20 protein-coding genes are annotated in these 25,238 nt (G+C 42.4%); 5 read left to right on the forward strand and 15 right to left on the reverse strand.

Annotated elements, in window-relative coordinates; all coding sequences use genetic code 11:
• Positions 1 to 111: 111 nt before the first annotated feature.
• The 4 genes from FYJ51_RS07255 to FYJ51_RS07270 form a co-directional block, all read right to left on the reverse strand.
• Positions 112 to 675, reverse strand: a complete 564-nt coding sequence (locus FYJ51_RS07255) for a YveK family protein (RefSeq protein ID WP_154504542.1) — start codon at positions 673 to 675, stop codon at positions 112 to 114.
• A gap of 66 nt (positions 676 to 741) precedes the next feature.
• The gene (locus tag FYJ51_RS07260; protein ID WP_154504544.1) at positions 742 to 1,809 is read right to left on the reverse strand and encodes an NTF2-like N-terminal transpeptidase domain-containing protein; all 1,068 of its coding nucleotides are present in this window, start codon (positions 1,807 to 1,809) and stop codon (positions 742 to 744) included.
• A gap of 1 nt (position 1,810) precedes the next feature.
• The gene (locus FYJ51_RS07265) at positions 1,811 to 2,806 is read right to left on the reverse strand and encodes a phosphodiester glycosidase family protein (protein WP_154504546.1); all 996 of its coding nucleotides are present in this window, start codon (positions 2,804 to 2,806) and stop codon (positions 1,811 to 1,813) included.
• 3 nt (positions 2,807 to 2,809) lie between these two features.
• Positions 2,810 to 4,912, reverse strand: coding sequence for a hypothetical protein (locus FYJ51_RS07270; RefSeq protein WP_154504548.1), 2,103 nt, complete (start codon positions 4,910 to 4,912; stop codon positions 2,810 to 2,812).
• Between FYJ51_RS07270 and FYJ51_RS07275 the strand changes: the two genes are divergently transcribed.
• Both FYJ51_RS07275 and FYJ51_RS07280 read left to right on the forward strand, forming a co-directional pair.
• Positions 4,899 to 5,942: a hypothetical protein gene (locus FYJ51_RS07275; RefSeq protein ID WP_154504550.1), complete on the forward strand. Its 1,044-nt coding sequence runs from the start codon at positions 4,899 to 4,901 to the stop codon at positions 5,940 to 5,942. The two genes, FYJ51_RS07270 and FYJ51_RS07275, sit on opposite strands and share 14 nt — an antisense overlap.
• A 42-nt stretch (positions 5,943 to 5,984) precedes the next feature.
• On the forward strand, positions 5,985 to 6,431 hold the full coding sequence (locus FYJ51_RS07280; protein WP_154504552.1) for an O-antigen ligase family protein: 447 nt from the start codon (positions 5,985 to 5,987) through the stop codon (positions 6,429 to 6,431).
• Here FYJ51_RS07280 and FYJ51_RS07285 read toward each other — a convergent pair.
• From FYJ51_RS07285 to gmd, 4 genes are all read right to left on the reverse strand, one after another.
• Positions 6,421 to 7,407 (reverse strand): type I phosphomannose isomerase catalytic subunit, encoded by a 987-nt coding sequence (locus tag FYJ51_RS07285; protein ID WP_154504554.1) that lies wholly within the window; start codon positions 7,405 to 7,407, stop codon positions 6,421 to 6,423. The genes FYJ51_RS07280 and FYJ51_RS07285 overlap by 11 nt on opposite strands.
• On the reverse strand, positions 7,391 to 8,707 hold the full coding sequence (locus FYJ51_RS07290) for a sugar phosphate nucleotidyltransferase (protein ID WP_154504556.1): 1,317 nt from the start codon (positions 8,705 to 8,707) through the stop codon (positions 7,391 to 7,393). The genes FYJ51_RS07285 and FYJ51_RS07290 overlap by 17 nt, the downstream gene beginning before the upstream one ends.
• Before the next feature lie 6 nt (positions 8,708 to 8,713).
• Positions 8,714 to 9,691: a GDP-L-fucose synthase family protein gene (locus tag FYJ51_RS07295; RefSeq protein WP_268892641.1), complete on the reverse strand. Its 978-nt coding sequence runs from the start codon at positions 9,689 to 9,691 to the stop codon at positions 8,714 to 8,716.
• A gap of 13 nt (positions 9,692 to 9,704) precedes the next feature.
• Positions 9,705 to 10,757 (reverse strand): GDP-mannose 4,6-dehydratase, encoded by a 1,053-nt coding sequence (gene gmd / locus FYJ51_RS07300; RefSeq protein ID WP_154504558.1) that lies wholly within the window; start codon positions 10,755 to 10,757, stop codon positions 9,705 to 9,707.
• A gap of 77 nt (positions 10,758 to 10,834) precedes the next feature.
• Between gmd and FYJ51_RS07305 the strand changes: the two genes are divergently transcribed.
• Positions 10,835 to 11,719, forward strand: coding sequence for a helix-turn-helix domain-containing protein (locus tag FYJ51_RS07305; protein WP_205946236.1), 885 nt, complete (start codon positions 10,835 to 10,837; stop codon positions 11,717 to 11,719).
• 11 nt (positions 11,720 to 11,730) lie between these two features.
• Here the strand turns inward: FYJ51_RS07305 and FYJ51_RS07310 are convergent, their stop codons facing one another.
• Complete coding sequence (locus FYJ51_RS07310; RefSeq protein WP_154504560.1) at positions 11,731 to 13,833, reverse strand: sugar transferase; 2,103 nt, start codon at positions 13,831 to 13,833, stop codon at positions 11,731 to 11,733.
• Positions 13,834 to 13,907: 74 nt separating this feature from the next.
• Between FYJ51_RS07310 and FYJ51_RS07315 the strand changes: the two genes are divergently transcribed.
• On the forward strand, positions 13,908 to 14,789 hold the full coding sequence (locus tag FYJ51_RS07315; protein ID WP_154504562.1) for a glycosyltransferase: 882 nt from the start codon (positions 13,908 to 13,910) through the stop codon (positions 14,787 to 14,789).
• Positions 14,782 to 15,708 carry a glycosyltransferase family 2 protein gene (locus FYJ51_RS07320; protein ID WP_154504564.1) on the forward strand — a complete coding sequence of 309 codons (927 nt, stop codon included), beginning with the start codon at positions 14,782 to 14,784 and terminating at the stop codon, positions 15,706 to 15,708. Before FYJ51_RS07315 ends, FYJ51_RS07320 begins: the two co-directional genes overlap by 8 nt.
• A 2-nt stretch (positions 15,709 to 15,710) precedes the next feature.
• On the opposite strand, the gene FYJ51_RS07325 is transcribed toward FYJ51_RS07320, so the two are convergent.
• The 6 genes from FYJ51_RS07325 to FYJ51_RS07350 are packed head-to-tail and all read right to left on the reverse strand — an operon-like array spanning position 15,711 to position 25,219.
• Positions 15,711 to 16,451, reverse strand: coding sequence for a histidine phosphatase family protein (locus FYJ51_RS07325; protein WP_154504566.1), 741 nt, complete (start codon positions 16,449 to 16,451; stop codon positions 15,711 to 15,713).
• 29 nt (positions 16,452 to 16,480) lie between these two features.
• On the reverse strand, positions 16,481 to 17,443 hold the full coding sequence (locus tag FYJ51_RS07330) for a glycosyltransferase (RefSeq protein WP_154504568.1): 963 nt from the start codon (positions 17,441 to 17,443) through the stop codon (positions 16,481 to 16,483).
• A 42-nt stretch (positions 17,444 to 17,485) separates the two neighbouring features.
• The gene (locus FYJ51_RS07335) at positions 17,486 to 20,293 is read right to left on the reverse strand and encodes a glycosyltransferase family 2 protein (RefSeq protein ID WP_205946237.1); all 2,808 of its coding nucleotides are present in this window, start codon (positions 20,291 to 20,293) and stop codon (positions 17,486 to 17,488) included.
• A gap of 32 nt (positions 20,294 to 20,325) precedes the next feature.
• Positions 20,326 to 21,636 (reverse strand): ABC transporter ATP-binding protein, encoded by a 1,311-nt coding sequence (locus tag FYJ51_RS07340; RefSeq protein WP_154504572.1) that lies wholly within the window; start codon positions 21,634 to 21,636, stop codon positions 20,326 to 20,328.
• 13 nt (positions 21,637 to 21,649) lie between these two features.
• Positions 21,650 to 23,068, reverse strand: a complete 1,419-nt coding sequence (locus FYJ51_RS07345; protein ID WP_205946238.1) for an ABC transporter permease — start codon at positions 23,066 to 23,068, stop codon at positions 21,650 to 21,652.
• A gap of 12 nt (positions 23,069 to 23,080) precedes the next feature.
• Entirely contained in the window at positions 23,081 to 25,219 is a 2,139-nt protein-coding gene (locus tag FYJ51_RS07350; protein ID WP_154504574.1) for a glycosyltransferase, read from the reverse strand.
• Between the last annotated feature and the right edge of the window lie 19 nt (positions 25,220 to 25,238).

Below are 25,238 nucleotides of genomic sequence, written 5' to 3' on the forward strand. Positions count from 1 at the left end.
TAGAACGAATTTTCAAAACCGGGGAGCCTGTTTCCTCTTTTCGTGGTGGCCGATCAGAAAAATTCTGAAGCTTATGAATTTATCGAAGAAATCTCTGAAAAAGGACTTGATTTAAGTTATCAAATTTTTGTCCGCCACTTTCGGAGGAGTAACAATCTGGATATTCCTTACATTCAGGCTTTCTGTCATCGTTTCAATAAAATAGGATGACACATCTGCAGCCACTTGCTGGGAAAGCTTCGCATCATTAGTTGTCACAGAGACATCAATGAGCTCGGTATTTGTCTCATTCGTAATCGTTACAACTTTTCTGAGTGCGTCCGCATCCTCAAATCCATCTTTTTCAGCTACATAGCTCATGATATTATCCTGCTTCAGAAGTGCTACAACATTGCTGACAAGTTTGGAGTTTGTCTGCAGAGACGAGTAGTCAACAGAGCCCTGATCGGAAACCAGCGGAGTCAGATAAATGACGGCAGTACTGGTATAAGTTTTCGGAATCAGATACATCGTAACCAATGCCGCTGCTGCACCAACCGCAATCAGAATAATCATCAGCTTCAGCATTTTCGTCTTTGCAAGGCGCCATACTTCGCTAAGATCAATCACTGTAACCTGGTTTACTCTCTGCACATTATTATTCTGTCCGCCATTTATTCTTGTTTCTTCTGCCATTACTCTTCTCCCCCGAAACCTTTGTTATTGTACCATCAGTCATATCTTTCCGTACGTTCATTTTTCCTATTCTGTCATTGCCGGGTTCAGTTCCTGGTCTACGGTCATCTGAGCAATTTTCCAGCTGCCATCGAGATTGATTAGAGATACCTGATACCCGCAATGCCAGGTACGCTCTACTTCTCCATTCGTCGCATAATAGTCCATGGTGACATAAGCTAAGGCAGTGTGATCACTCTGCTGAATCAGGTTCGTTACGGATTGATTTGAGAAATTTGATTCCGAATGATCCGTAAACCAGTAATTCTCCAGGGTAGAAATTCTGCTGTACCAGTCAGAATCGGTAATGGAGACTGCAGCAACCTCAGCTAATGATGCATCCTTGGCTGGGTAAGCAGCAGCAGTCTGCGTGTCATCGATCATGGCCTGGATCAGATTCTGATCTTCTGATGTTTTTCCAGCATACAACGTATTGGAGCTGACGTCTTTCAATACCGCATAGCTATCATCGCCTTCAATCGAGACTTCCGGCTGATCGAGCAGATTGGTCAGTTCATAGATATCGACCGGTGGGACAGAACTCTGATCATACATGCCGCTGAAGTTATCTGGCACCGCTGCAGAAGAAATCATCTGGTCAGAGGAAACCGGACTTCCATTGACCAATAAAGTCAGCCCGGAAGGAACTTCGATCTTCCAGGTTTCATTTCCTTCAAACAGTGTTGAAGCAATCCAGGTTCCTTCCTCGTTCTTTCTGATCAGAAGCTTGCCGAAATCGGCATTGTGATACCTCAGCGCATAGGTATATGACGTTTCATCAGAAGATTCCAGAGAATAATCAATCGCATCTGTATTGACCCCATCATAGACACTCTGCAGCTTCTGAATATAGGCTTCCTCAGAATTCGAGTCCGGTGAAATCTCTTCTGCTTCCTGATAGAGCTCTTCATAGGATTTCTGGCTGATTTTGCGGAAGTATTCGGTGATGGCAGATTCCGGAGAATCCTGTTCCATCGATGCATACTGCTTTCTGAGGGAATGAAGATAAAGATAAGAAATCGCGATACTGATGACAGCAGTCATGACAAGAACCATCACTGCAGTCGGTTTTCTGATCTTCTTGTTCAGTTCCATATCAGTTGTCCTCCGCACGAATCAGGAATACGGTAGGAAGATTTCTGGACCCATACATCGAAACCGGCGTATTCACATAGGAACCGTTATACATCATAGCCGTACTGTTGCCTCCATCCAGAGTTGCTGCGGTTACCGCTCCATAGCTCTGGAAGATCGAAATCAGATCTTCATAGGTAGCACCGAAGGAACTCGGTCCTCTTCCATCAATGGCAAGAAGCAGAAACGTACCGTCATCCGTCTGACCAATTGCAGAGCGCGGGGAAAGATTCGGATAATTTCCATCTCCGCTCTGATATACTACCTGCCCCTCACTGATCAGAAACGGCTGAAACGTGACTGCATCTCTCACTCCCCAGTCAAGCATCTGCTGCCCCGTTGCATACATCACCGTAAGCCGATTCGTATAAGTGATGCAGATCATCGGCCAGTAGGCATCCAGTTCCCCGGAAATCAGCTTTCCATCATGAATGACAATTCCAGAAGCCAGGCTTCCGTCTCCCTTTCCGTTCACATCTTCAAAGCCGCCTGCATTCAAGCCGCCGATGGCATTGTAATAAGACACATACTCATCCAGGGAAGGACCCGCTCCCCCTTCTGCAAAATACGGATTGATGGCCACAGACAAGTCTTCCGGGTTATGAACCAGCATCATATAGCCCTCATAAGTAGGCCCGTAGATTTTCTGAATCTCAATATCAGAATCAGCAGATGCTGTTTCAGAGGAGGAATTGGTTTCTTCCTGCTGTTCCTCATGAACCGCAGAATCCTGAAAGCTCAGAAGTGCTTCTTTGGAATAGAAATGCTTGACAATCTGATACTCCAGAGAGTCTCCCAGAAGGTTCTTCATCTGTTCCCTGCTGTAGGCAGTTCCCCCTGCATACTGCTCTTTCAGACTGAGAACCCAGGTAGAGAGTGCAATGACAAAAACAATGCCTATGCAGCCAGCTAACAGCACTTCCAGCGTAATCGATCCGGATTTCTTTTTCTGTGTCATTGCTCAGCCCTCCTGTCCTGCTGCCTGGTAATCATGATTGATTTTCAGCAATGCCCAGGTATCATTCTGATACTGCATCTCAGCAAGTCCATCTGCTTCCAGCTTCAGATACACCTTGTCATACCATCCCCTATCGTTCCAGACAGCCGTCTGATTGCTGATGAGAAGATAATCCGGATTATAGCTCATGATGAGATCCGGAAGCTTGGTATAGTCTATTTCCTGACCAAGCAGTTTCTGTCCCGGGTAATGCGAAGTCGGGTACAGCAGCCTCACCAGGTCCAGCTTGTCCGGATACGCTTCCGGATTGCCAAGCACTTCCCGGAACTCGGTGCTGCAGAAAGAAATCTCCACCCCGGTCACATATCCCTTCAGGTTAATATCCTGAGACATGACGGAAGGGCTATCTTCTGAACTTGAAAGATTGTCCTGAATATACTGATACATCTCATAGGAATCATCAGTAACCTTCAGTTTCCAGTCCCATCCCGTTCCCTTGTAACGCAAAGAACCGGAATTTGTATCCAGAATATTGAACAGCAGCACGATCACACTTGAAAAAGCCATGATCGATTTCAGCTCCACATTCAGAATTCTGCCAGTGATCAGCTGATCGAAGTGATAGACCAGAAAAGTCAGAACAAACGGATTGATCAGAAGATCAAACGCCCGCACATAGACATAAGCAGTCATGTATTTCTCTACTGCAGGCATGACCAGAGGGTTCAGGAATAACGCCAGAAACAGAAATATCAGTGTCTTCATCTTATGATTCCGGCTGAAATGGAAGAACAAGCTGATCAAGAGAACATAGAAAATAAGATTTCGAAGCCTCTCTGCCCAGTTATCATAGGCAAAGAAATTCATCCCCATCGAAGTAAGACCCGTTGCCTTGAAAAAGTCAGAATACGGGTAATCCTGCCGGCAGAATAAGAAAGAAACCAGCACAAGCCCCGCAATCACAAGAGGCAGTAGATAAGAAAGAAAGCGATCAAAGCCCTCCAGGTGATTTTTCAGAACTGATACCACCAGCCATAAAACAGAGCCAGCCAGAACAGCCCCTGCAGCCAGAATCAGCGGCTGAGAAATCCTTGAACTGATCAGAATAATCTCTGCATAGTGGATGAGCGGAATGCAGGAAAGTGCAAATCCCTTCCATACCTTCTCATCACTTTCTCCGGTAAGAGCCATTGCAAAAACCAAAGCCGCCTGTACAAAAGCACTCAGAAAGAAGCCCGACGAAGTAGCACATACTGCTGCAAAATACGACATTGACAGCGGAAGGAACAATCTCGCATCATGCTTGATCAGAATCTGATAAGAAAGAAACACACTCCACCCGCAGATCACGGTTCGGATCGTATTGCCGAAGAACCCAAGCGTCGTATTGAAATAGTTCGTATAGTAAGGGGCAAGCACCAATAAGACCACAAGAAAGCTTCTCCAGGGATTCTTCCGGTAGAACTGCATGAATGCATTCCAGGTAAGTTCCCCAAGACTCATTGCATAGAAGATCGTGCCGCCCCAGATATAGACCGGGGTCAAGGAAGTACGGATCCCTGTAATTCCGCGCACTGCTCGTAACAGCATGCCCCAGAAATAATAGTAGCCCGTATAATCATGCAGATTATCAATCCAGGTAATCTTCACGCCCCGATCAAACAGCATGTACGCAAATCGGTCTGCCGTACTGGATTCCAGGGTCTCAGAAAGATAGGTGATCGTATCAAAATATACACTGTTCAGATTCAGCCGGGCACTCGCAATGCAGATGATCACAGAAAAGATCAATCCAGTCATCCACGCCCGAAGATCGGTATTTCTGACTTTCAGGTCCGCATGCATCACGATTGCAAGCACCGGCCCCGCCAGAATCAATATTCCTGTTAACAGCAGAGAATACCTGGTATTGATCCCGGAAGGAACCGCAAAAAACACCCAGATCTGAAAGAGTGCAATGATGGTAAACACTCCAAGAAACGTACAGCTGAACCGCTTCAGCCCGGAACAAAACTTCTGGTATATTCTTCCATAACAATAGCCTGATCCCATCAGAACCAGAACTGTCAGTATAGAAATCAGGAACATCAGCATGCTTGGCACCATTTCATTTTCCCCCAGAATTGAATCAGCAGTCATCGCTGGCAATGGAACTATTATACTCATATCCGTACAATCTATTTTCAGATTTCATTATTCTACGCAATTGACATCTGTTTCAGCGCACAGGTATAGTAATCTAGCAAATCGGGAAAATATGCTTGGTTTCTTATCAAAGTTCTGGAAAATCGTTACTGACAGAAGACTCCTGATCTCTCTGTATATCTTCCATCTTCTTTATATCCGTGATGTTTTGATCGATATTTTTTCTTCCGGGCAAGCACTTTCATTCTTCTATCGGTTCGGCTGGTTCCTGGCTTTTTATGTTGCCTTTGACATGCTGGTAGAGCTATTCAGCGGAAAGCTGATTATCAAGAAACAGCAGATTTCTTTCTGGATATTCTTCGGCTGGGCATTTATCTGCACATTTTTCAACCCAAACGGCCTCTCCCACGAAAGTGCAAGGCAGCTGGCATTATTTCTGATGAATTCTTATCTGCTCGTAACTTTGAAAAAACGCATTGGTCAGAAACAGACAGATCGTTTTTTCACTTTTATCGGCTACCAGGTCGTAATCGTTTTTCTTATCATTAATCTGGTTAATCTATATTGCTACATTCACTATAAAACCGGGGGTTCAGAACTTTCAGGAATACTGGCAAGTTCAAATCTGTTTGTTATGGATAACGGACAGCATGGCGAACAGTTCAAAGGTATCTATGAATGGATAACTGATGGCAGCTATCGCTGCCTGCTGAGTCTACTAATCGGGCTTATTCTGGCGGACAAGCGGAAAATGCCATGGTTGCTGGCAAGTACTAATGGAGTAATCTGTGCAGTGATGCTGGTCCTGCAGGATTGCAGAAGTTCTCTAATTGGTCTCTTTCTTACCGCAGCATTCTTGATCTGGTATCTGATAAAAAAACTTCTGGTTCACTTCTGCGAGTATAGAACAAAGTATAAATTGGTTCAGATTCTGCTGGGAATACTGCTCTTTGCAATTATTCTTTCAGCAGCTGCAGCTTTCTCGAAATAATCGGCCCTGCACTCCTCAGATCCCGAAGCTTTCTTTCAGAAAATGAATTCACTGTCAACGGGAAGATGGTCCATATGGCAAGCAGCGATCAAGGTGGCAAACAAGAGTCCGATATTTGGCTGGGGATGGGGTTCTTTCCCGATTATCGGCCTGGATTATCTGAATTACTCAGCAATGGTAGTAGATTATCATGACATATTCATTAATGTTCTGGTCTTTACCGGGTATCCTGGCTTAGTTCTGTTTCTGATTCTCATTCTGGCATCCTATCTGTTTATGGTAAAGAATGTGGAATCCATTACCCTCCAGAAGAATTGGTGGATGTTTATTCTCTGTATCTGCTTCCTGATTTCAGCTTCGCTGAATCCTGGCGTACTCGGACAGGATAGCCATATTGAAGATCCATTTTTCTGGCTTTGCCTGGGGTGTCTGATTTATCCGAAGCCTTCTAAGAAATACCGGAAAAAAGCAGATACTCTCAGCAATTAATTGCCAGCAGCTCTGCTTTTCCAGATAAGAACATAGACTCTGAGTCAGCAGGCAAGAAAATAGTACTTCCTTTCAGAAAAGGAATTCTGAAATCTTTTCCTGTTATTACTCCCTTTCCTTGAACACACATTAGCACTTCGAAGGAAGAAGATGCCGTCTGATACGGAACGGAAGCAGAAAGAGCTGTATTCAGCAATATCCGCTCCACCTCGAAATACCTGCATCTAGTCAGCAGTTCTGACGCATAGCCAGGCTGATATCGCAGCAGTCTCATTGGCTGTGCAGGTTCTGCACTGGAATGCAGATTCAGAACGTCCAGTGCTTTCTCCACATGAAGTTCACGAAGGTTCCCATTCCTGTCTCTTCGGTTATAGTCATACAGCCGATAAGTCAGATTGGAGCTTTCCTGAATCTCTGCAATGACGATTCCCTTCCCGATCGCATGAACCGTTCCTGCCTGGACGAAGAAAACATCATTCCGCCTGACTGGAACTTTCTGAAGATATTTCTGAATGGTACCATCAACAATCCCCTGTCTGACCTGTTCTTCCGTCACATCCTGAGAAAAGCCATAGATCAGGCTTGCACCTGGTTCTGCTTCCAGCACATACCAGAATTCTGATTTTCCAAGAGACCCATGTTCATGGATCCGGGCATAGTCATCATCCGGATGTACCTGAACTGACAGGTCATTCTTTGCATCAATCAGCTTGATCAGAATCGGAAGAGTATCTCTGGTTCTCGGATGAGTTCCGAGAATTTCCGGATGTCTTTTCAGAACTTCCGTCATCGGAATCTCTTTCTGATCAATCAGGGCAAGACTGGTTCCATCCGGATGCGTGCTGCATTCCCATGATTCTGCTAATGGCGAAAGATCTGTTTCTTTATGGTATTCGCCCCTGAGACGATCGCCGCCCCAGAGATAGTCCTTGAAGGCTGGTTTCAGCAGAAAAGGTTCATCAGTCTTCCAGGTCATACTTGATCTTGTCATGCACATCGATATTTCGGCCAAGCTGAACTTCTATGACCTTCAGATCCGTATCTGCGATGATGNTATGCCTGCAGCCAGCCTGAATGGTGATGACATCTCCTGGCATGACCTGCTGCTCCATTCCGTCTACGATGGTTCTTCCGGTTCCCGAAATAATCGTCCAGACCTCATTGCGATGTTCATGAGAATGATAGTTCATCCGGTGTCCCTTATTCAGCGTAATGCGGATCGTCATAGAAGTCTCTTCCACGTCCAGAACCAGATAGCTGCCCCATGACTTCTCTGCAAACATCACCTGTGAATCAAAAGAATCTACAAATGGCTTGATATAAGAAGACTGCTTCTTATCAGATACCAGAATGCCTTCCGGGCTTGCGGCTACTACAGTATCTTTCAGTCCCATGCAGAGAATGGGCATATCAAGGTCATTGATCACATGCGTATTCTCACAGGTTTCATCAAGTACTGCCTTGCCAATGACCGGTTCTTCCATCGCTTCGGTCAGCGTATTCCAGGTACCGAGGTCTTTCCATTCCCCTGAAAACCGCATCACCTGAATCTTCGGCTCTTTTTCAGCAACGGCATAGTCAAAGCTGATCTTGTCCACGGTCTCATATCTGGAAAACAGATCATAGTAATCCGTGAATGCAATCAGTTCATGTGCCTTGTTCCAGAGATAGCCAAGCTGGAATGCAAAGATGCCGCCATTCCAGAGAGCCCCCTGGCTGATGTAGGACTCTGCGGTAATAGCATCTGGTTTCTCTTTGAACGTCTTCACCGGGGATACCAGATCTGAAGTCTCAGGAATGATATATCCGTACTTCTCACTCGGATAAGTCGGTTCAATACCCATCAGAGTCAGATGGAAAGAAGGATCTTCTGCCAGTTCAGAAAGCTTCTTCAGAGCTTCGAAATAGTCTTTCTGAACATACGGATCCACCGGACACACCACAATCGGCTCCTTCTCAGAAATGTGCTTTACATCATGCAGATAAGCACATGCTAATGCAATCGCAGGAAAAGTATCTCTCCGGCATGGTTCCAGAGAGATATTCACGTCTTCCCCGATCTGATTATGAATGGCGCTGATCTGAGACTTTGCTGTCGCAATCGTGACCTGTGCTTCAGAGTCAATGTTCCGGATCTCCCGGTACATTCTCTGAAGCATGGATTCATATTCTCCCTGCTCATTTCTGAACAGCCTGATGAACTGCTTGGATCTCACATCATTGGAAAGCGGCCAGAGCCGTTTTCCTGATCCTCCTGAAAGCAGAATGATATTCATATAGAATTACCGCTCCGCCCGCATCGGGTTATGCAGGAAATCTTCATAAGTCAGACGGATTCCTTCTTCCAGGCTCGTTTTCGGTTCCCAGCCCATTGCCTTTGATTTGGAGACATCAAGCAGCTTTCTCGGTGTTCCATTCGGTTTGGAAAGATCCCAGCGGATCTCTCCGGTATAGCCAATGATCGAAGCCACTTTCTCAGTCAGTTCCTTGATGGTCAGTTCCTTGCCAGTCCCTGCATTGACCGTCTCATTGCCGCTGTAATTATTCATTAAGAATACGCAGAGATTGGCAAGATCATCTACATACAGGAATTCTCTTAATGGTGACCCATCTCCCCAGCAGGTCACATAGGGAAGATTCTGTTCCTTTGCCTCATGAAATCTTCTGATCAGAGCAGGCAGCACATGACTATGCGTCGGATGATAGTTATCATTCGGTCCATACAGATTGGTCGGCATCACGGAAATATAATCCGTTCCATACTGACGATTCAGATACTCACAGTATTTGAGACCGGATATCTTTGCCAATGCATAAGCTTCATTCGTCTTCTCCAGAGAAGACGTCAGCAGGCAGTCTTCCTTCATCGGCTGCGGTGCCATGCGCGGGTAGATGCAGGAACTGCCCAGGAACTCCAGTTTTCTGCAGCCATTCTTCCAGGCACTATGGATCACATTCATCTCCAGGATCATGTTGTCATACATGAAATCTGCCAATGCCTCCTGGTTTGCGACAATGCCGCCGACCTTGGCAGCAGCCACAAAGACATATTCCGGTTTCTCCATGCCAAAAAACTCTTCTACCGCATCCTGTCTGCAGAGATCCAGTTCCCGATGCGTTCTGGTAATGATATTCGTATATCCCTGCCGATTCAGTTCACGGACAATGGCTGATCCAACCATTCCTCTATGCCCTGCCACATAGATTTTCGCATCCTTTGCCATCGGCGGCTGTTTGCTCTGATATTCTTCCGGTATCATCTCTTATTCCTCCTCATGCATTGCGCATTGCTTTTTCTTTCTTTGCAAGATCGCGATCATGTTCTGCCATGATTCTTACCAGTTCCTCATAACTAGTCTTCTGGGGGTTCCAGCCTAGTACGGTCTTTGCCTTCGTCGGGTCTCCCCAGAGATTATCAACATCCGTGGGGCGGAACCACTGCGGGTTCACGCAAACCAGCATCCTGCCGGTTTTCGTATCATATCCCTTCTCCTCAAGGCCTCTGCCTTCCCATCTCAGCACAATCCCGTTTGCCGCAAACGCCTTTTCGGTAAAGTCGCGCACGGTATGCTGCTGGCCAGTCGCAATGACAAAGTCATCCGGCTTCTCCTGCTGCAGAATGAGCCACATGCACTCGACATAATCTTTTGCATAGCCCCAGTCACGCAGAGAATCCATATTTCCGAGTTCCAGATGATCCTGCAGCCCTTCCGCAATTCTGCCCGCAGCTAAAGTGATCTTTCTGGTCACGAAGTTCTCTCCTCTTCTCTCAGACTCATGATTGAAGAGAATGCCATTGCACGCAAACATATGATAGGCATCCCGGTATTCCTTCACGATCCAGTACCCATACTGCTTCGCAACTGCATAAGGGCTGTAAGGATGGAACGGAGTCGTCTCTTTCTGAGGCACTTCTTCTACCTTGCCGAATAATTCCGAAGTAGAAGCCTGATAGATTCTGGTATGTTCTGCCAGATTGCAGATCCTCACTGCTTCCAGAATTCTCAGTACTCCTAATGCATCTACATCTCCTGAATACTCCGGGACATCAAAGCTGACCTGCACATGAGACTGCGCAGCCAGATTATAGATCTCATCCGGTTTCACTTCCCCGATGATCCGGATCAGAGAAGAAGAATCCGTCAGATCTCCATCATGAAGCTTGATCAGATTCTTTTCCAGAAGACCATCAATTCTTCCGGTATTGGAGATTGAAGATCTTCTGTGAATCCCATGTACCTCATATCCTTTTTCCAGCAGAAATTCTGCAAGATAAGAACCATCCTGCCCGGTAATCCCAGTAATCAATGCCTTTTTCCGTGTCATATGGACTCCTTTGTATAATTCGTTATTAATAGTAACCATTATCTGATCATCTGAATAATGCATTTGCAGACTATTTTTTGTATTATATTGACTTTATGAACAAGCAGGACTCTCTGTTCCATGGCGATCTGGTTTCGAGCAGAAGATGCATCTATACTGCATCCTCTTTTGCCAGTGACAGCCTCCTCTATCTTCAGGAAACCGGAACCCTGACTGCAACAAAAGAACACATTTCAAAAAGAGACCATCTGAACTCTTATCTGTTTTTCTATGTCCGTCACGGTTCCGGTATCCTGCACTATGAGGGAACGGATTATCCTCTTTCCGAAGGAGATGCAGTCTTCATCGACTGCAGAAATGGATACTGGCAGAAGACAAGCAAAGATCTATGGTCTCTTTCCTGGGTTCATTTCAATGGATCCAGCATGCCTGCCATTTATCGGAAATATCAGGAACGCGGCGGGAACCCTGCGTTCCATATTCATGAAGATCAGATGATTCTTTCCCTTCTGGAACAGATCTATGAGACTGCAGAAAGAAGAGATTATATCAGAGACATGTATCTGAATGAACTGATTGCGAAGCTTCTGACCGTACTGATGAAAGAAAGCTGGGATCCGGAAAAAAGCAGAAGGAAGAACACCGACAATCGCCTGGAACAGATCCGGGAATACCTGGATATTCATTATGCAGAAAAGGTCCGTCTGGAAGACCTTGCTCAGATCTTCTTCATCAACAAATACTATCTGACCCGGGTATTCAAGGCACAATACGGAGTTTCCATAGATCAGTACCTGATGCAGAAGCGGATCACCTATGTAAAAGAACAATTGCGATTCACAGACAAAACGCTTGAGGTAATAGCCGGAGAATGCGGGCTGAATGATGCAGCTTATCTTTCCAGAGTATTCCGGAAGATCGAGAAAATAAATCCAGGTGCTTATCGAAGCACCTGGAGATAATGGGTGAACAGTCATTTAATTCCTTCCTCTTTCAGAACGCTTCGGAAGGTATGGAAGAAGATTCTGACATCCAGAAGAAAACTCTGGTGATCCACATAATATAATTCCATTTTCTGCCTCTGTCCGGTTTTATATTCAGCATTATTTCTCGCATATGTCTGCCAGTAGCCAGTCAGACCCGGTCTTATTGAAAGAATTCTTGCGATTTCTTCCTCTGAATAATTGGACAATTCATCAGCAACCACCGGCCTTGGTCCGATGAAAGACATTGTTCCATTGAAAATATTAAAGAGCTGAGGCAGTTCATCCAGACTAGTCCGTCTCATGAACGCACCGATTTTTGTAACTCTCGGATCAGCATCAAGTTTGTATTCCTTCAGGTATTCTTTTTTCTGTTCCGGGGTGAGGTATTTGTCAAGATCTGCAGCATCCATCTTCATGCTGCGGAATTTGTACACCGAAATGATTCTGCCGTTCTTTCCTACTCGCTTATGAGCGTATAAAGGAGCTCCTCCATCATCTGCAGAGATGATGATCGCAAGAATCAGAAGCAGCGGAGAAAGCAGGACAATCAGAATGCCTGAGAGAAGAATATCAAATGCTCTCTTGAAGAACAGATACAGACTGCGGCGGAATGACCGTTCAGCCTGATACAGATCATGATCATAACAATAATCTTCACTGACTGTACGGGACTGAATGATTTCCTGGAGCTCTTCTCTGGAATAATCAGCAGGCTGATATGATGTTCCTGTCAGGTAATGTCCGAAGGAGAGCAATATAATACCAAGATCTTTTACCAGGCTCCAGGATCCGAGGTATTCATTCTCCTTTTTCCGGATTCTTCCGGTTCCCTGCAGAACATTCCAGTAACCCGTAATACCCGGGCGGATCATGATCTGGATATTCTCACGGGTTTCTGCAGAATCCGTGAATTCATGGATAGAAGCAGCATGAGGTCCGACAAAGCTCATATCATTGAAGAAAACATTCAGGATCTGAGGCAGACCATCCAGATGCGTTTTATGAAGAAAAGCACCGATATGAGTATAAGGAGTCTGCTGACTCTGCAGACGTTCCTCGGCATCCATACGGAATGTGCGGAACCGGTACATAGAAAACAGTCTTCCGTTCTTGCCGATTCTCGGGACTTTGATCAGGACCTTTCCCGGTGATTCAATGGAAAGATCAATGGAAACGATCAGAAAGAACAGCAGAAACACCGGAAGCAGGATGATTGAAGTGATCAGGTTCAGAATTCTCCGCAGGATTTCCTGCCGTTTCGGCATCGGATTGCTGCTGAAATAAACCAGAACAGGAGAATTGCCGAACTGATCCAGTTTCCGGCAGCTGTTTTTTACCTGATAATCAGGAATACGGATCTCTACCGTTTTCCCGTTTCTTCTGATCAGTTCCGTCAGTTTATCTGTAGTGTATCCTTCAGGATAAGATGGTTGGGGCACAATCAGGGCAGAATCATAATCAAGCTCGGAAATCCTGTCATTCAAGTCTTTCAAATGCATAAGTACCGGAATTCCGACAATTGTGTCAATAGAGCTGCGATCGGTCAGAACAATACCCGTGATATAGTAGCGCCAGTCTTTTGAAGCATAGAATTCATGAAGTACTTTCTCTGCATTGGCACTGCTCGCAATAATCAGGATTTTTTCTGAATTTCTGCTCTTGCGGTATTTCGGGAGAATCTTCTTTTTCAGAAAAATTCTCAGAAGATCATCTATAAAAAGAAAGCTCAGAAAGAAGACGATGATGAAGAATCTGGAATAATAGATGCTGGTTTTTGAGAAAAAGATATAGATGCTGAGAAAAACGACCACATAAGCAGCAATTTTAAACGAGACTGTTAATTCCTCAGGTGCTGACCTCTTCAGAAAATCATCATCGTTGTACAGGAACAGAATCGTAACGAGGTAATAGGATACCAATGCGATCAGAAGCAGATTGAGATACGCATCAAGCTGGATAACCAGATGAACATGGTTCCTTCCAGGGAATATATAGAACGAGATCAGAAATGCAATCAGGTATGCAAGAAAACAGGCGATGGTATCAATCACCCTGAGCAGATATCCGGTATATCTCTTCAGATTGCTCATAGTTCCGGCTCACCTCTCTCAGACAGACAGAAGTATTATACTAAATCCTGGACTTATGTTATGATCTGCGTGCTATGATCAGCTTGATTATTCCTACTCTGAATGCAGAAAAAACGATCCGAAATCTTCTGAATTCCATCTATCAGCAGACTGTGATTCCTGATGAAATACTCATTGCAGATTCTCAGTCAGGCGATTCGACTTTGGAAATACTGAAGTCTTTTCCAGATATCAGAATTACCAATATCAGGCGTTCTGAATTTGATCACGGAAAAACCAGAGATCTGATGGTAAAGCATTCAAAGGGAGATATCATTATTTTCATGACTCAGGATGCCATTCCGGCAGATGATGATTCAATCAGCAATCTGATTCAGCCTCTGAAGGATCAGAATATTGCTGTTTCTTACGGAAGACAGCTGCCGCGTCCGGAAGCATCAACCTCTGAATGTCTGATCCGATCATTCAATTATCCGGGCACTTCCCATGTATATTCAAAGAAGGATATTCCTTTACATGGAATCAAGACTTTTTTCTGTTCTGATGTATTTGCTGCGTATCAAAAATCTGTTTATCAGGAACTAGGAGGATTTGAATATCCGATCCGGACAAATGAAGATATGCTGTTTGCCGCAAAAGCGATACAGAGCGGATATTCTGTTGCTTATGCTGCAGATGCCAGGGTGATTCATTCTCACAATTTTTCTTTCAGAGAAGAGTATCAGCGCAACTATATCCAGGGATACGAGCTTGAAAAACATAAGGAACTTCTCAGTCATGAAAATGCTTCTTCAGAAGGAATGAAATTATTCCGCTATGTTTCAGGTGCGCTCTGGAAGCAGGGAAAAATCTTTGAATGGTTCAGATTCACCGGTGATTGTGCATCGCGCTATCTCGGAAATCGGGCTGGCCGGAAAGATGCTGAAAATGAGATGACCAGGAGTTCAGATGTATAAAACTGAAGAAAATGCCATACTTCTGGCTTCATTCAATGGGGGCCGGTATATCAGGGAGCAGCTGGATTCTTTATTCCGGCAGACTGATCAGGGCTGGCATCTCTTTATTCATGATGATGGTTCCTCAGATCAGACGCCTGCAGTCATTCAGGAGTATCAGCTCCGCTTTCCAGACCGCATCACCATTCTGGATGGACCAGCCACAGGAAATTCCCGGGATAACTTTTTCTATCTTCTGTCTCAAGTTGAAGCCCCTTATTATTTTTTCTGTGACCAGGATGATGTCTGGCTTCCAGAGAAAATAGAAAAGACTTATCAAAGAATGAAAAAAATTGAAGAGAAGGAGCTGCCTTGTCTAGTCTTTACAGATCTGAGGGTTGTTGATGAATCTCTGAACTGCATTGCTGAAAAGATGGAATACTATCAGAAACTCAATTATAAAGACCTCTCTTTGAAGCAGTTAATGGTTCAGGCAGCTGTAACCGGCTGTACTACTATGATTAATCGGCCCCTCCGTGATCTGATGGTCGTTTCAGAAAACCACGATAATATTATCATGCACGATTGGTGGGCTTCATTAATAGCAGCAAAGTTCGGAAAAATCTCATGTCTGAATGAATCACTTATCCTTTATCGTCAGCATTCCAGTAACAGCGTAGGGGCTAAAAATTATAAACTGCTGCCAATTCTCCAGAAAGCCAGCAGAGAGCGTGATTCCATAAAAATATCAGTGCTTAATACTATGAAACAAGBATCTAAGTTCTCTGAAGTGTTTCAGAGTAGTCAGAGCTCTGTCGAAGCACTTTATGGATCTTTGCAATTCAAGGATAAAAGAACTCGTCTACATTTTTGTATAAAATATCATATTCATAAAACCCCATTCACTAGAAATGCAGGTTATTTCTTAATCGGGCTGTAATATTAATCTGCTAATTGGGAATAATCAGTTACATTAGCTTTTTCTAATGACATACCTTCATCAGTAACATGTATTACTGTGATTGATGCATTATCTAAACCGCCTTGAAAATCAGGAAACACTGAAGATAGCCAGAAAGAAGCAGAAGAATGCGCCACAATCAAGACATTTCCATTGGCTTCTGATTCTTCCATTAAATCAACGATTTCATTAATCCCATCTGAAAATCTTGACACAAAATGTGCCTTTGTCTCAGCTTCAAAAGGATTCTCAGAATTGTCATTAAACTGGCCCGATAAATATTCATCAAGAGCATCTCCATAAGTTGCTCTAACATTATCAATTTTCTGGCCTTCTGCTTTACCCCAGTAAATATCCTTCAGATCATCAGCAATAGTTACATTCTGAATGTTATCGGTTTCATTGCATGCAAGAACAAGTTTTGCAGTTGATTGAGCACGTTTTAAAGGGCTCGAATAAGCCGCTTGAAAATGGATGCCTAATTGATCTAATGCTTTACCAGCTTCTTCAGCCTGCTCTACACCAATTTCATTTAATTCGCTATCAGTCCCGGACCCAGCAAGAATTCCAGTAGCATTATCAACAGTCTGTCCATGACGCATTAGATAAATTCTGAAATCAGGAGTATAAGAAGCATCATTTTTCTTTGAACACCCTGAAAAAGAACAGCAGAAAACTAAAGAAAGCAAAAGGAAAACAAGACACTTTTTCTTTAATCTCATTATCTATCTCCTAATAGAAGAGAACTAACTCACTGAAAATCGGAAGAAATTTTCTTCCATGCAGCTGTCTGCGAGTAATTCTCCTCTATGAACTTCACTGCTTTCTCCGATGCTTGCTTCAGCGCTTCCGTATCATCATAGTGGGTTATTACTGCTTCTGCAAATGCATCCGCACTATCTCCTATCCATGCTATTTTTTCAATCCCTGGTATTCCTTCCGCTCCGATTGTCGTTGTGACCAGCGGACTTCCTTCATATAGCGCCTGCATTACTTTTCCCTTTACTCCTGCTCCATATCTGAGCGGAGCTATTACTATTCTTGTATTCTGGTACAGTCTCTCCAGGTCTTCATCGCTGACATACCCAAGCACGTTCACGCCTTCCGTCTCTCCTAATTTTCTGATTTCTTCATTCGGATGACTGCCAGCTACCATGACCCGAATCCCTGGTATCTTTTCACGAACCTTCGGAAGTATTTCTTTTACAAACCAGATGATCCCATCTCGATTAGGATCATGGACAAATCCTCCTACAAATAGAAGCCCTTCTCTTTCTGCCCAGTTCTCATTCACTGCTGCCTGATCACTGTAGATAAATGCATCAATTGCTTTTGCTTTGATGGTCGGATCCATTTTATGGATCATATCGACTTCTGCCTGACTAGGAAAATAGCTCACATCCGCTTTTCTCATCAGGCTGAATTCCATTTCTCTGAATTTCTCGGCTTCTGCTTTCTTCTCAGGATTCCTGGTCACTTCATATTCTCTGCTGATTCTCAGATAAGCAAAATCTTCTCCATAGTAAATTACTCGGATATCCGGATATTTTCTGATCTTATCAATATATTTGATTGCAATATGCGGACGATTCAGATATGCCACATGAATAAACTGATGGTTCTCATCAAACCATTTCCAGAAATTGAAATATGCCTCATTCCCATACAGCACTTCTACCCCCATCTGCTGCAGCACTGAGGTATATGGCTCCATCTTTGCAAAGTTATCGCCTACAAATATAACCCGATACCCATTCTAGATCATCATTCGGATATATTCATATGCTGTTTTTGAACCTGCATCCTGATCAAATGTCGGCACATAATGGTCAACAAACAGAATATATTTCTTTCCGTATCCCCGATCTCTGGCTATCAGAAGTTCCTCAGGCCCTTTTGCCTGTCTGGACAGTTCTTCGGCCCATTTTTCTCTGAACTTTTCATTATTGATAACCTGGTATCGTTTCAGACCGCTGCCATTGACATCAGTTCCATTCGATATTCCTTCATAATGCGTCACTACCGATGCCGGCTGATAAACTACTTTCTTTCCATGTTTCCGTACTTCAAAGGCCAGATCACTGTCTTCACAATATGCTGGCGCAAATCTCTCATCGAACCCGCCGATCTCTTCCCACAGCTCTTTCCGGATCATGATCGCTGCACCGGAAATATAATCTACCTCTTTTACATAATTAAACTGAGGCTGCCCTGCGTCCTGAAGACGTCCGTAATTCCATCCGCTTCCGTCGCTCCAGATGATTCCCCCTGCTTCCTGAAGCCTGCCATCCGGATATACCAGTTTTGAGCCGACCATTCCGATTGAAGAATCAGATTCCATGAGTCCGGTCAGGCTGTCAAGCCAATGATCACTCACCGTTGTGTCATTATTCAGAAAAAGAATATATTTCCCTCTTGCTTTCGCAGCTGCCTGATTGCAGTTCTTAAGAAAGCCCTGATTCACTTCATTCCGGGCAATTACAAGATTAGAGGCATATCTGCTGATATTCTTTGTATCATCCGTCGATACGTCATCCGCAATAATGATTTCATATGGTGTCTTTTCAAAGTCCGTGTGCTCTTTGATGCTGAGAAGGCATGCATAGGTATACCGAAGCTGGTTATAACATGGGATCACTATGCTTACTTCTGGCGCCTCTGTTACTGGAAAAACCACTTTTCCATGATCAAGGTATAATTGTCCAATATTGAAGTCACCATGCATCAAGTTTCTTCCATGGCTTGTAAATATCCTCGGGAAAAACACTTTTGGCTCTTTGAATAAATGCAGGAGATAATGGAAATATTTCCATTTACGAGATCCGACCGGATATTTTTCGTGGAATCTATTTTTGCACTTTTCTTTAAGTCTATGCATTTTCTCTTTTATCTTCATACGGAGGTAAAAGAATGGATGTTTGATTTTATATATGCTTTGCTGCAGTTCAGCGATCCTTTGATGATTCTCATCAGTCACTCTGAGAAGTGAGTTTACAGATTCTTTTAATTCATTGATTTCTCCCAAAAGAGAGTTTATGGATTTATTGTTTTCATCGATCTTCTGATTAAAAACTGTAATTTCTTTTTGATAATCGACAATTGCTTCATCTTTCTCTTTTAATTTTTCTGCTGCGTTCTCTTGCATTACATTTAATTCCGAAATCTGATGGTCTAATTCCTTGATATGATTATTGCGTTCTTCTATTTCATCTGTTTGCCTAGAAACAATCTGTGCATAATATTCTTTCTGACTAACTGCTTCCTTATATTTTTCGGCAGTTATCTCCTGATCATAAAAAACAGAAATATTCGAATCTTCTCCACTTCCATTAATTAAAAACTGGATATTCTTTTCACGAGATTCATATTCTGAGATATCCTGGCTTTTTATCAAAAAATGTCCATAAAATTCCTCTTCCGAAACATTCAGACTAGAATGATATTTCTGATACCAATATTTCAGAATTCGGAATTCAAGGAACTTTGAATCATATCCATCGGGTGAAATCCATTCATTATCAATTGCGTATAATTTTCCATCTTTAAGGATTATATTTTCAAATAAACTATCGAAATTCGCTGGCTGAATCTTTCCATCAGAAACTCCAAGTATTTGCTTGATATATGATGAAATTTCAGAATAAGGAGGCTGCCCATCTGAAATATGGCGTGCAAGTATTTCATCCAATGCTATTCCTTCAATAAAAGGGAGCTGGATCGCTGATAGATGATTATCATCATGGGATGGAAAAAAAGACTCAGGGCTACTGTAATAAACAGATGAATTACTTTCCTGCATTAATTTAATTCGGCAATTCAAATTGCGAATATGATTATTTGCTGCCGGATATATGCTCTCTTTAACTACATGAAGCTTTTCGTCTTTTAATATTTCTGTGCGTATTGCATACTCAGGGACTCGACTTGAATCGTATTTGATGTAAATCGGATAGTTCTTTTCCGAAATGTTACCAAATTGAACAATGAAAAGATATGCAGGGGCAAGTTCCTTAAATAATCCCTGAGAAGTAATACGAGAATAAGTCTGCCCATACTCATCACCGGGAAGCCAATCATCAGTATAAAGATTCAGAGCCACCTCAAGTGATGGCATTGGATAATACAGAATAGATTTTACTTCTTGGAATCGGTTTGATAAATCTTGAGAGAGAGTTTTCAAGTCCTGAAAACACACAGAAACAACATCAGTATCATCAGAGATTCCAGAGAGACTTCTGATAGAATTCAGGTTATTGAATCCCACAGCAATAATCCCAGATGGTTTTAAATGTGAAGATGCATTTAATAGTAGATCTTCAATACTATCATTAAATTCAGATAAAGTATTCTTTGTAAGTCGCGGGTAGAAAACCGCATCATATTTTACATTATTTTCCAAAGAATCAGAAAGATGATCCGCCCGGTACTTCATTCTTTCAAAAATTGGAAGATCATACTCGGAATCGCCCAGGATAGCAACAATGATTTGTTCTTTCTGATGCTGGGATTGGTCAAAAAAATAAATCCAATCAATCAGATTTCCCCTATGGTGTTCAAATGACATTGTTATCCACTGCATTCCTTTCTACACTTCACCTATTCAGAGACTTTGATGACATTCGTTTCCGAATTCATATCATAAAATCCAACTGTATTCTTGTTAGATATAACGGTAACACTAATCACATCATAAAGGCGGTGATATACAACAAATTGTCCATTCTGAAACCCGGTACAACTCAAAGAAAGCAAATATTCCCCACCCTGCAGATTCATTTCCTGATCAAAAGTTGCCATATAGATTTCGCCTTTCTTGGCAAGGGGAACAACTTTTTTCTCATACATTGTATTTGTTCCAGTAATAGCAACCCCTTTCACATTTTTAAATGTATAGGTAAAGATTGGGTTCGGAATGTCCTGATGAAATTTAACTTTTGATCGAATCTGAAATCTTGTCCCCTTCATAATAGAAGATGTAACATTATTATTCTCATCGAGAATTCCAAAATCGATGATTTCTGCTCTGCCGTCACCATATTCATTCAGATCAGGATTTATTGTGAAATGATCTTTCCACCTATGCCCAGGATCTTCTTTTACTTCACGCTTTTTCAAAGCAACGCGGACATCCCCACCATTTTTTTCAATTGCCTCAACATCTGCCTGATTTACCATGACTTTCTTATAAAGATCTATCATCTCTTTAGGAGAACCTTCGGCTAATTTTTTCCCTTTATTAAGAAGAATGACTCTGTCACAGTATTTCGAAACACTTCCTAAGTCATGGCTTACGAGCAGGATGGTTTTCCCTTCCTGCTTGAATTCATCAAATTTCTGATAACATTTTGCCTGAAAAAAGACATCTCCGACAGACAGTGCTTCATCAACTATGAGAATTTCAGGATCAATATTAATTGCAACAGCAAAGGCAAGGCGAACAAACATTCCAGAAGAATATGTTTTTACAGGCTGATAGACAAAGTCCCCTATATCAGCAAAGCTAAGAATGGAATCCATTTTCTTATCGATTTCTTCTTTTGAAAAGCCAATCATGGTTCCATTCAAATAGATATTCTCAATTCCAGTGTATTCCTGATTAAATCCAGCTCCTAATTCAAGCAATGCGGAAATGCGGCCATTAATCTCAACATTGCCATAAGTTGGATTAAGAACACCTGTAATTATTTTCAAGATAGTAGATTTACCTGCTCCATTCTGTCCAATGAGGCCAACACACTCCCCTTTTTTTACATCAAAGGAAAGGTGATCTAGTGCATGGTGGTCTTTGGAGAGCTTCTTTCTAGTAAGATTTAGTGCTTCTTTAAACCTGTCGGAGGGCTTATTGTAAAGCTTATAAATTTTGGAAACATCCTCTACACGGATGGCGTATTCATTGCTAGCTGTCATATTTTCCTCACAATCACAAAACATCAGCAAAATGAACTTTCAACCTGCGAAATATTCTTACACCAAAGCCAAAAACCAAAACAGTGACAACCCAGAATAATATCGTTAACTTTGGGTGTTCCCAGAACCACACTTTATTTAACATTGAATCACGATATCCGTTGATAATGTAATACATTGGATTCAATTTAAATACTGACAACAATTTACCATTAAGATTCATTGTATCGATATTCCACATGATAGGCGTCGCCCAAATCCAAATCTGGAGAATTACATTAACAAGCTGGGACAGATCACGGAAAAAAACTACGATTGCACTATTCAGATATATCAGGCCAAGAAGAAACACAAACATGCATCCGCTGTAATAAATTAACTGCAGCCAGTACAGATCAGGATAATATCCATAAATAAGATAAATAACGAGCATAAAGCACACAAAGAAAATATGAACAAATAAATTAGATACAGCTTTAACAGTCGGAAGGACACTGATCTTAAATACCACTTTTTTTACTAGATAATTATAATCAATAAGCGCATTTGTTCCTTGAGAGAGAGTATCACTGAAATAAAACCAAGGAACCAATCCCGCAGTAAGCCATAATATATACGGTGCTGATCCGCCGGAACGAATAGGTTGCTCACCAACACCCATAGCTTTCTGAAATACAAACCAATACACAAGAATAGTGACCACTGGCTGAATGAAAGCCCAAATTACGCCAAGATAGGAGCCTGCAAATTTCGTCTTAAAATCATTTTTAGCAAGAGAAAATACAAGTTTATGGTTATGAATAACTTCAAGTGGAATTTCAAATAAAGCTCCGGCTTTTACAAAGCAATAGATCAGAAGCAAATCAATTAAAATACAAGTAAGAATACGCGGCAAATAATTAGAGACAGGCTTATGCCTTCCGACAAAATCACTTATTGTTTTTGAATCCAGGTTCCACGTAAAAGAAGAACGAGAATCACCAGTCCCAACAATAAACCCATTTTCATTAGCTTCAATAGAAGCAATCATTTCAGTGGAAGAAGCCTGATCATAATAAAGAGAATAATCTGAAAAAGAATACCCATTATAGGAAATCAGAATAGGGCTCAGTGTAATCTCTTCATTAGTATCTGTAGGTAACAAAAAAAACTTTTCCGCAGTAGCTGGAATATTAAAAGTAAAGGTTTGAGTGTCGTTAACAGAAGAATATGAAACAGATTTTGAATTAAGAGAAGCTTCTTCACCATGAACGTCAGAATTATCAGAAGAATAGGAAACAATTACATCTGAAGAGGAAGGAGCTTTCATAGAAAAGCATAGAGTAATCAGATCAGAGTCATCAATAGAAGAAGGAAGAGTAATTACAGCAAAGTTACTTAAGACTCCGAAAAAAAGTAATATCAGAAAAAGTAATACTTTCTTTTTTGACATAAAAGCCTCCACTCACTGAAAATCGGAAGAAATTTTCTTCCATGCAGCTGTCTGCGAGTAATTCTCCTCTATGAACTTCACTGCTTTCTCCGATGCTTGCTTCAGCGCTTCCGTATCATCATAGTGGGTTATTACTGCTTCTGCAAATGCATCCGCACTATCTCCTATCCATGCTATTTTTTCAATCCCTGGTATTCCTTCCGCTCCGATTGTCGTTGTGACCAGCGGACTTCCTTCATATAGCGCCTGCATTACTTTTCCCTTTACTCCTGCTCCATATCTGAGCGGAGCTATTACTATTCTTGTATTCTGGTACAGTCTCTCCAGGTCTTCATCGCTGACATACCCAAGCACGTTCACGCCTTCCGTCTCTCCTAATTTTCTGATTTCTTCATTCGGATGACTGCCAGCTACCATGACCCGAATCCCTGGTATCTTTTCACGAACCTTCGGAAGTATTTCTTTTACAAACCAGATGATCCCATCTCGATTAGGATCATGGACAAATCCTCCTACAAATAGAAGCCCTTCTCTTTCTGCCCAGTTCTCATTCACTGCTGCCTGATCACTGTAGATAAATGCATCAATTGCTTTTGCTTTGATGGTCGGATCCATTTTATGGATCATATCGACTTCTGCCTGACTAGGAAAATAGCTCACATCCGCTTTTCTCATCAGGCTGAATTCCATTTCTCTGAATTTCTCGGCTTCTGCTTTCTTCTCAGGATTCCTGGTCACTTCATATTCTCTGCTGATTCTCAGATAAGCAAAATCTTCTCCATAGTAAATTACTCGGATATCCGGATATTTTCTGATCTTATCAATATATTTGATTGCAATATGCGGACGATTCAGATATGCCACATGAATAAACTGATGGTTCTCATCAAACCATTTCCAGAAATTGAAATATGCCTCATTCCCATACAGCACTTCTACCCCCATCTGCTGCAGCACTGAGGTATATGGCTCCATCTTTGCAAAGTTATCGCCTACAAATATAACCCGATACCCATTCTTGATCATCATTCGGATATATTCATATGCTGTTTTTGATCCTGCATCCTGATCAAATGTCGGCACATAATGGTCAACAAACAGAATATATTTCTTTCCGTATCCCCGATCTCTGGCTATCAGAAGTTCCTCAGGCCCTTTTGCCTGTCTGGACAGTTCTTCGGCCCATTTTTCTCTGAACTTTTCATTATTGATAACCTGGTATCGTTTCAGACCGCTGCCATTGACATCAGTTCCATTCGATATTCCTTCATAATGCGTCACTACCGATGCCGGCTGATAAACTACTTTCTTTCCATGTTTCCGTACTTCAAAGGCCAGATCACTGTCTTCACAATATGCTGGCGCAAATCTCTCATCGAACCCGCCGATCTCTTCCCACAGCTCTTTCCGGATCATGATCGCTGCACCGGAAATATAATCTACCTCTTTTACATAATTAAACTGAGGCTGCCCTGCGTCCTGAAGACGTCCGTAATTCCATCCGCTTCCGTCGCTCCAGATGATTCCCCCTGCTTCCTGAAGCCTGCCATCCGGATATACCAGTTTTGAGCCGACCATTCCGATTGAAGAATCAGATTCCATGAGTCCGGTCAGGCTGTCAAGCCAATGATCACTCACCGTTGTGTCATTATTCAGAAAAAGAATATATTTCCCTCTTGCTTTCGCAGCTGCCTGATTGCAGTTCTTAAGAAAGCCCTGATTCACTTCATTCCGGGCAATTACAAGATTAGAGGCATATCTGCTGATATTCTTTGTATCATCCGTCGATACGTCATCCGCAATAATGATTTCATATGGTGTCTTTTCAAAGTCCGTGTGCTCTTTGATGCTGAGAAGGCATGCATAGGTATACCGAAGCTGGTTATAACATGGGATCACTATGCTTACTTCTGGCGCCTCTATCGATGGAAAATCGATATGAATTAATGGCTGATTCAGAATCTTTTCCTGCTTTTTTTTTGCTTCTTGTCTATTTGTTAATGCATCGCCAGAAATGATTCCATGGGATTTCATATTCCCATCAATTCTCATTTTCCATTCATGCATTTTTAACCATCTTTTTGACCCAAAAGGGAAGAACAGATGATATATTTTCTTTAAAGTATTCTTAAATCCCATCTTAATGCCCATCCTACTGTAATTCTTCAGT

It is taken from the genome of Stecheria intestinalis, assembly GCF_009696165.1.
Lineage (GTDB): Bacteria > Bacillota_I > Bacilli_A > Erysipelotrichales > Erysipelotrichaceae > Bulleidia > Bulleidia intestinalis.

What these genes read in the sequence shown, in the direction of transcription:
- FYJ51_RS07325 (WP_154504566.1), bottom strand. Translation starts at nt 16,451, where the DNA reads ATGAGATTAAAGAAAAAGTGTCTTGTTTTCCTTTTGCTTTCTTTAGTT.
- FYJ51_RS07280 (WP_154504552.1), top strand. Translation starts at nt 5,985, where the DNA reads ATGAATTCACTGTCAACGGGAAGATGGTCCATATGGCAAGCAGCGATC.
- FYJ51_RS07345 (WP_205946238.1), bottom strand. Translation starts at nt 23,068, where the DNA reads ATGTCAAAAAAGAAAGTATTACTTTTTCTGATATTACTTTTTTTCGGA.
- FYJ51_RS07260 (WP_154504544.1), bottom strand. Translation starts at nt 1,809, where the DNA reads ATGGAACTGAACAAGAAGATCAGAAAACCGACTGCAGTGATGGTTCTT.
- FYJ51_RS07285 (WP_154504554.1), bottom strand. Translation starts at nt 7,407, where the DNA reads ATGACCTGGAAGACTGATGAACCTTTTCTGCTGAAACCAGCCTTCAAG.
- FYJ51_RS07340 (WP_154504572.1), bottom strand. Translation starts at nt 21,636, where the DNA reads ATGACAGCTAGCAATGAATACGCCATCCGTGTAGAGGATGTTTCCAAA.
- FYJ51_RS07315 (WP_154504562.1), top strand. Translation starts at nt 13,908, where the DNA reads ATGATCAGCTTGATTATTCCTACTCTGAATGCAGAAAAAACGATCCGA.
- FYJ51_RS07275 (WP_154504550.1), top strand. Translation starts at nt 4,899, where the DNA reads ATGCTTGGCACCATTTCATTTTCCCCCAGAATTGAATCAGCAGTCATC.
- FYJ51_RS07335 (WP_205946237.1), bottom strand. Translation starts at nt 20,293, where the DNA reads ATGTCATTTGAACACCATAGGGGAAATCTGATTGATTGGATTTATTTT.
- FYJ51_RS07295 (WP_268892641.1), bottom strand. Translation starts at nt 9,691, where the DNA reads ATGATACCGGAAGAATATCAGAGCAAACAGCCGCCGATGGCAAAGGAT.
- FYJ51_RS07350 (WP_154504574.1), bottom strand. Translation starts at nt 25,219, where the DNA reads ATGGGCATTAAGATGGGATTTAAGAATACTTTAAAGAAAATATATCAT.
- FYJ51_RS07255 (WP_154504542.1), bottom strand. Translation starts at nt 675, where the DNA reads ATGGCAGAAGAAACAAGAATAAATGGCGGACAGAATAATAATGTGCAG.
- FYJ51_RS07270 (WP_154504548.1), bottom strand. Translation starts at nt 4,912, where the DNA reads ATGGTGCCAAGCATGCTGATGTTCCTGATTTCTATACTGACAGTTCTG.
- FYJ51_RS07330 (WP_154504568.1), bottom strand. Translation starts at nt 17,443, where the DNA reads ATGGAGCCATATACCTCAGTGCTGCAGCAGATGGGGGTAGAAGTGCTG.
- gmd (WP_154504558.1), bottom strand. Translation starts at nt 10,757, where the DNA reads ATGACACGGAAAAAGGCATTGATTACTGGGATTACCGGGCAGGATGGT.
- FYJ51_RS07310 (WP_154504560.1), bottom strand. Translation starts at nt 13,833, where the DNA reads ATGAGCAATCTGAAGAGATATACCGGATATCTGCTCAGGGTGATTGAT.
- FYJ51_RS07265 (WP_154504546.1), bottom strand. Translation starts at nt 2,806, where the DNA reads ATGACACAGAAAAAGAAATCCGGATCGATTACGCTGGAAGTGCTGTTA.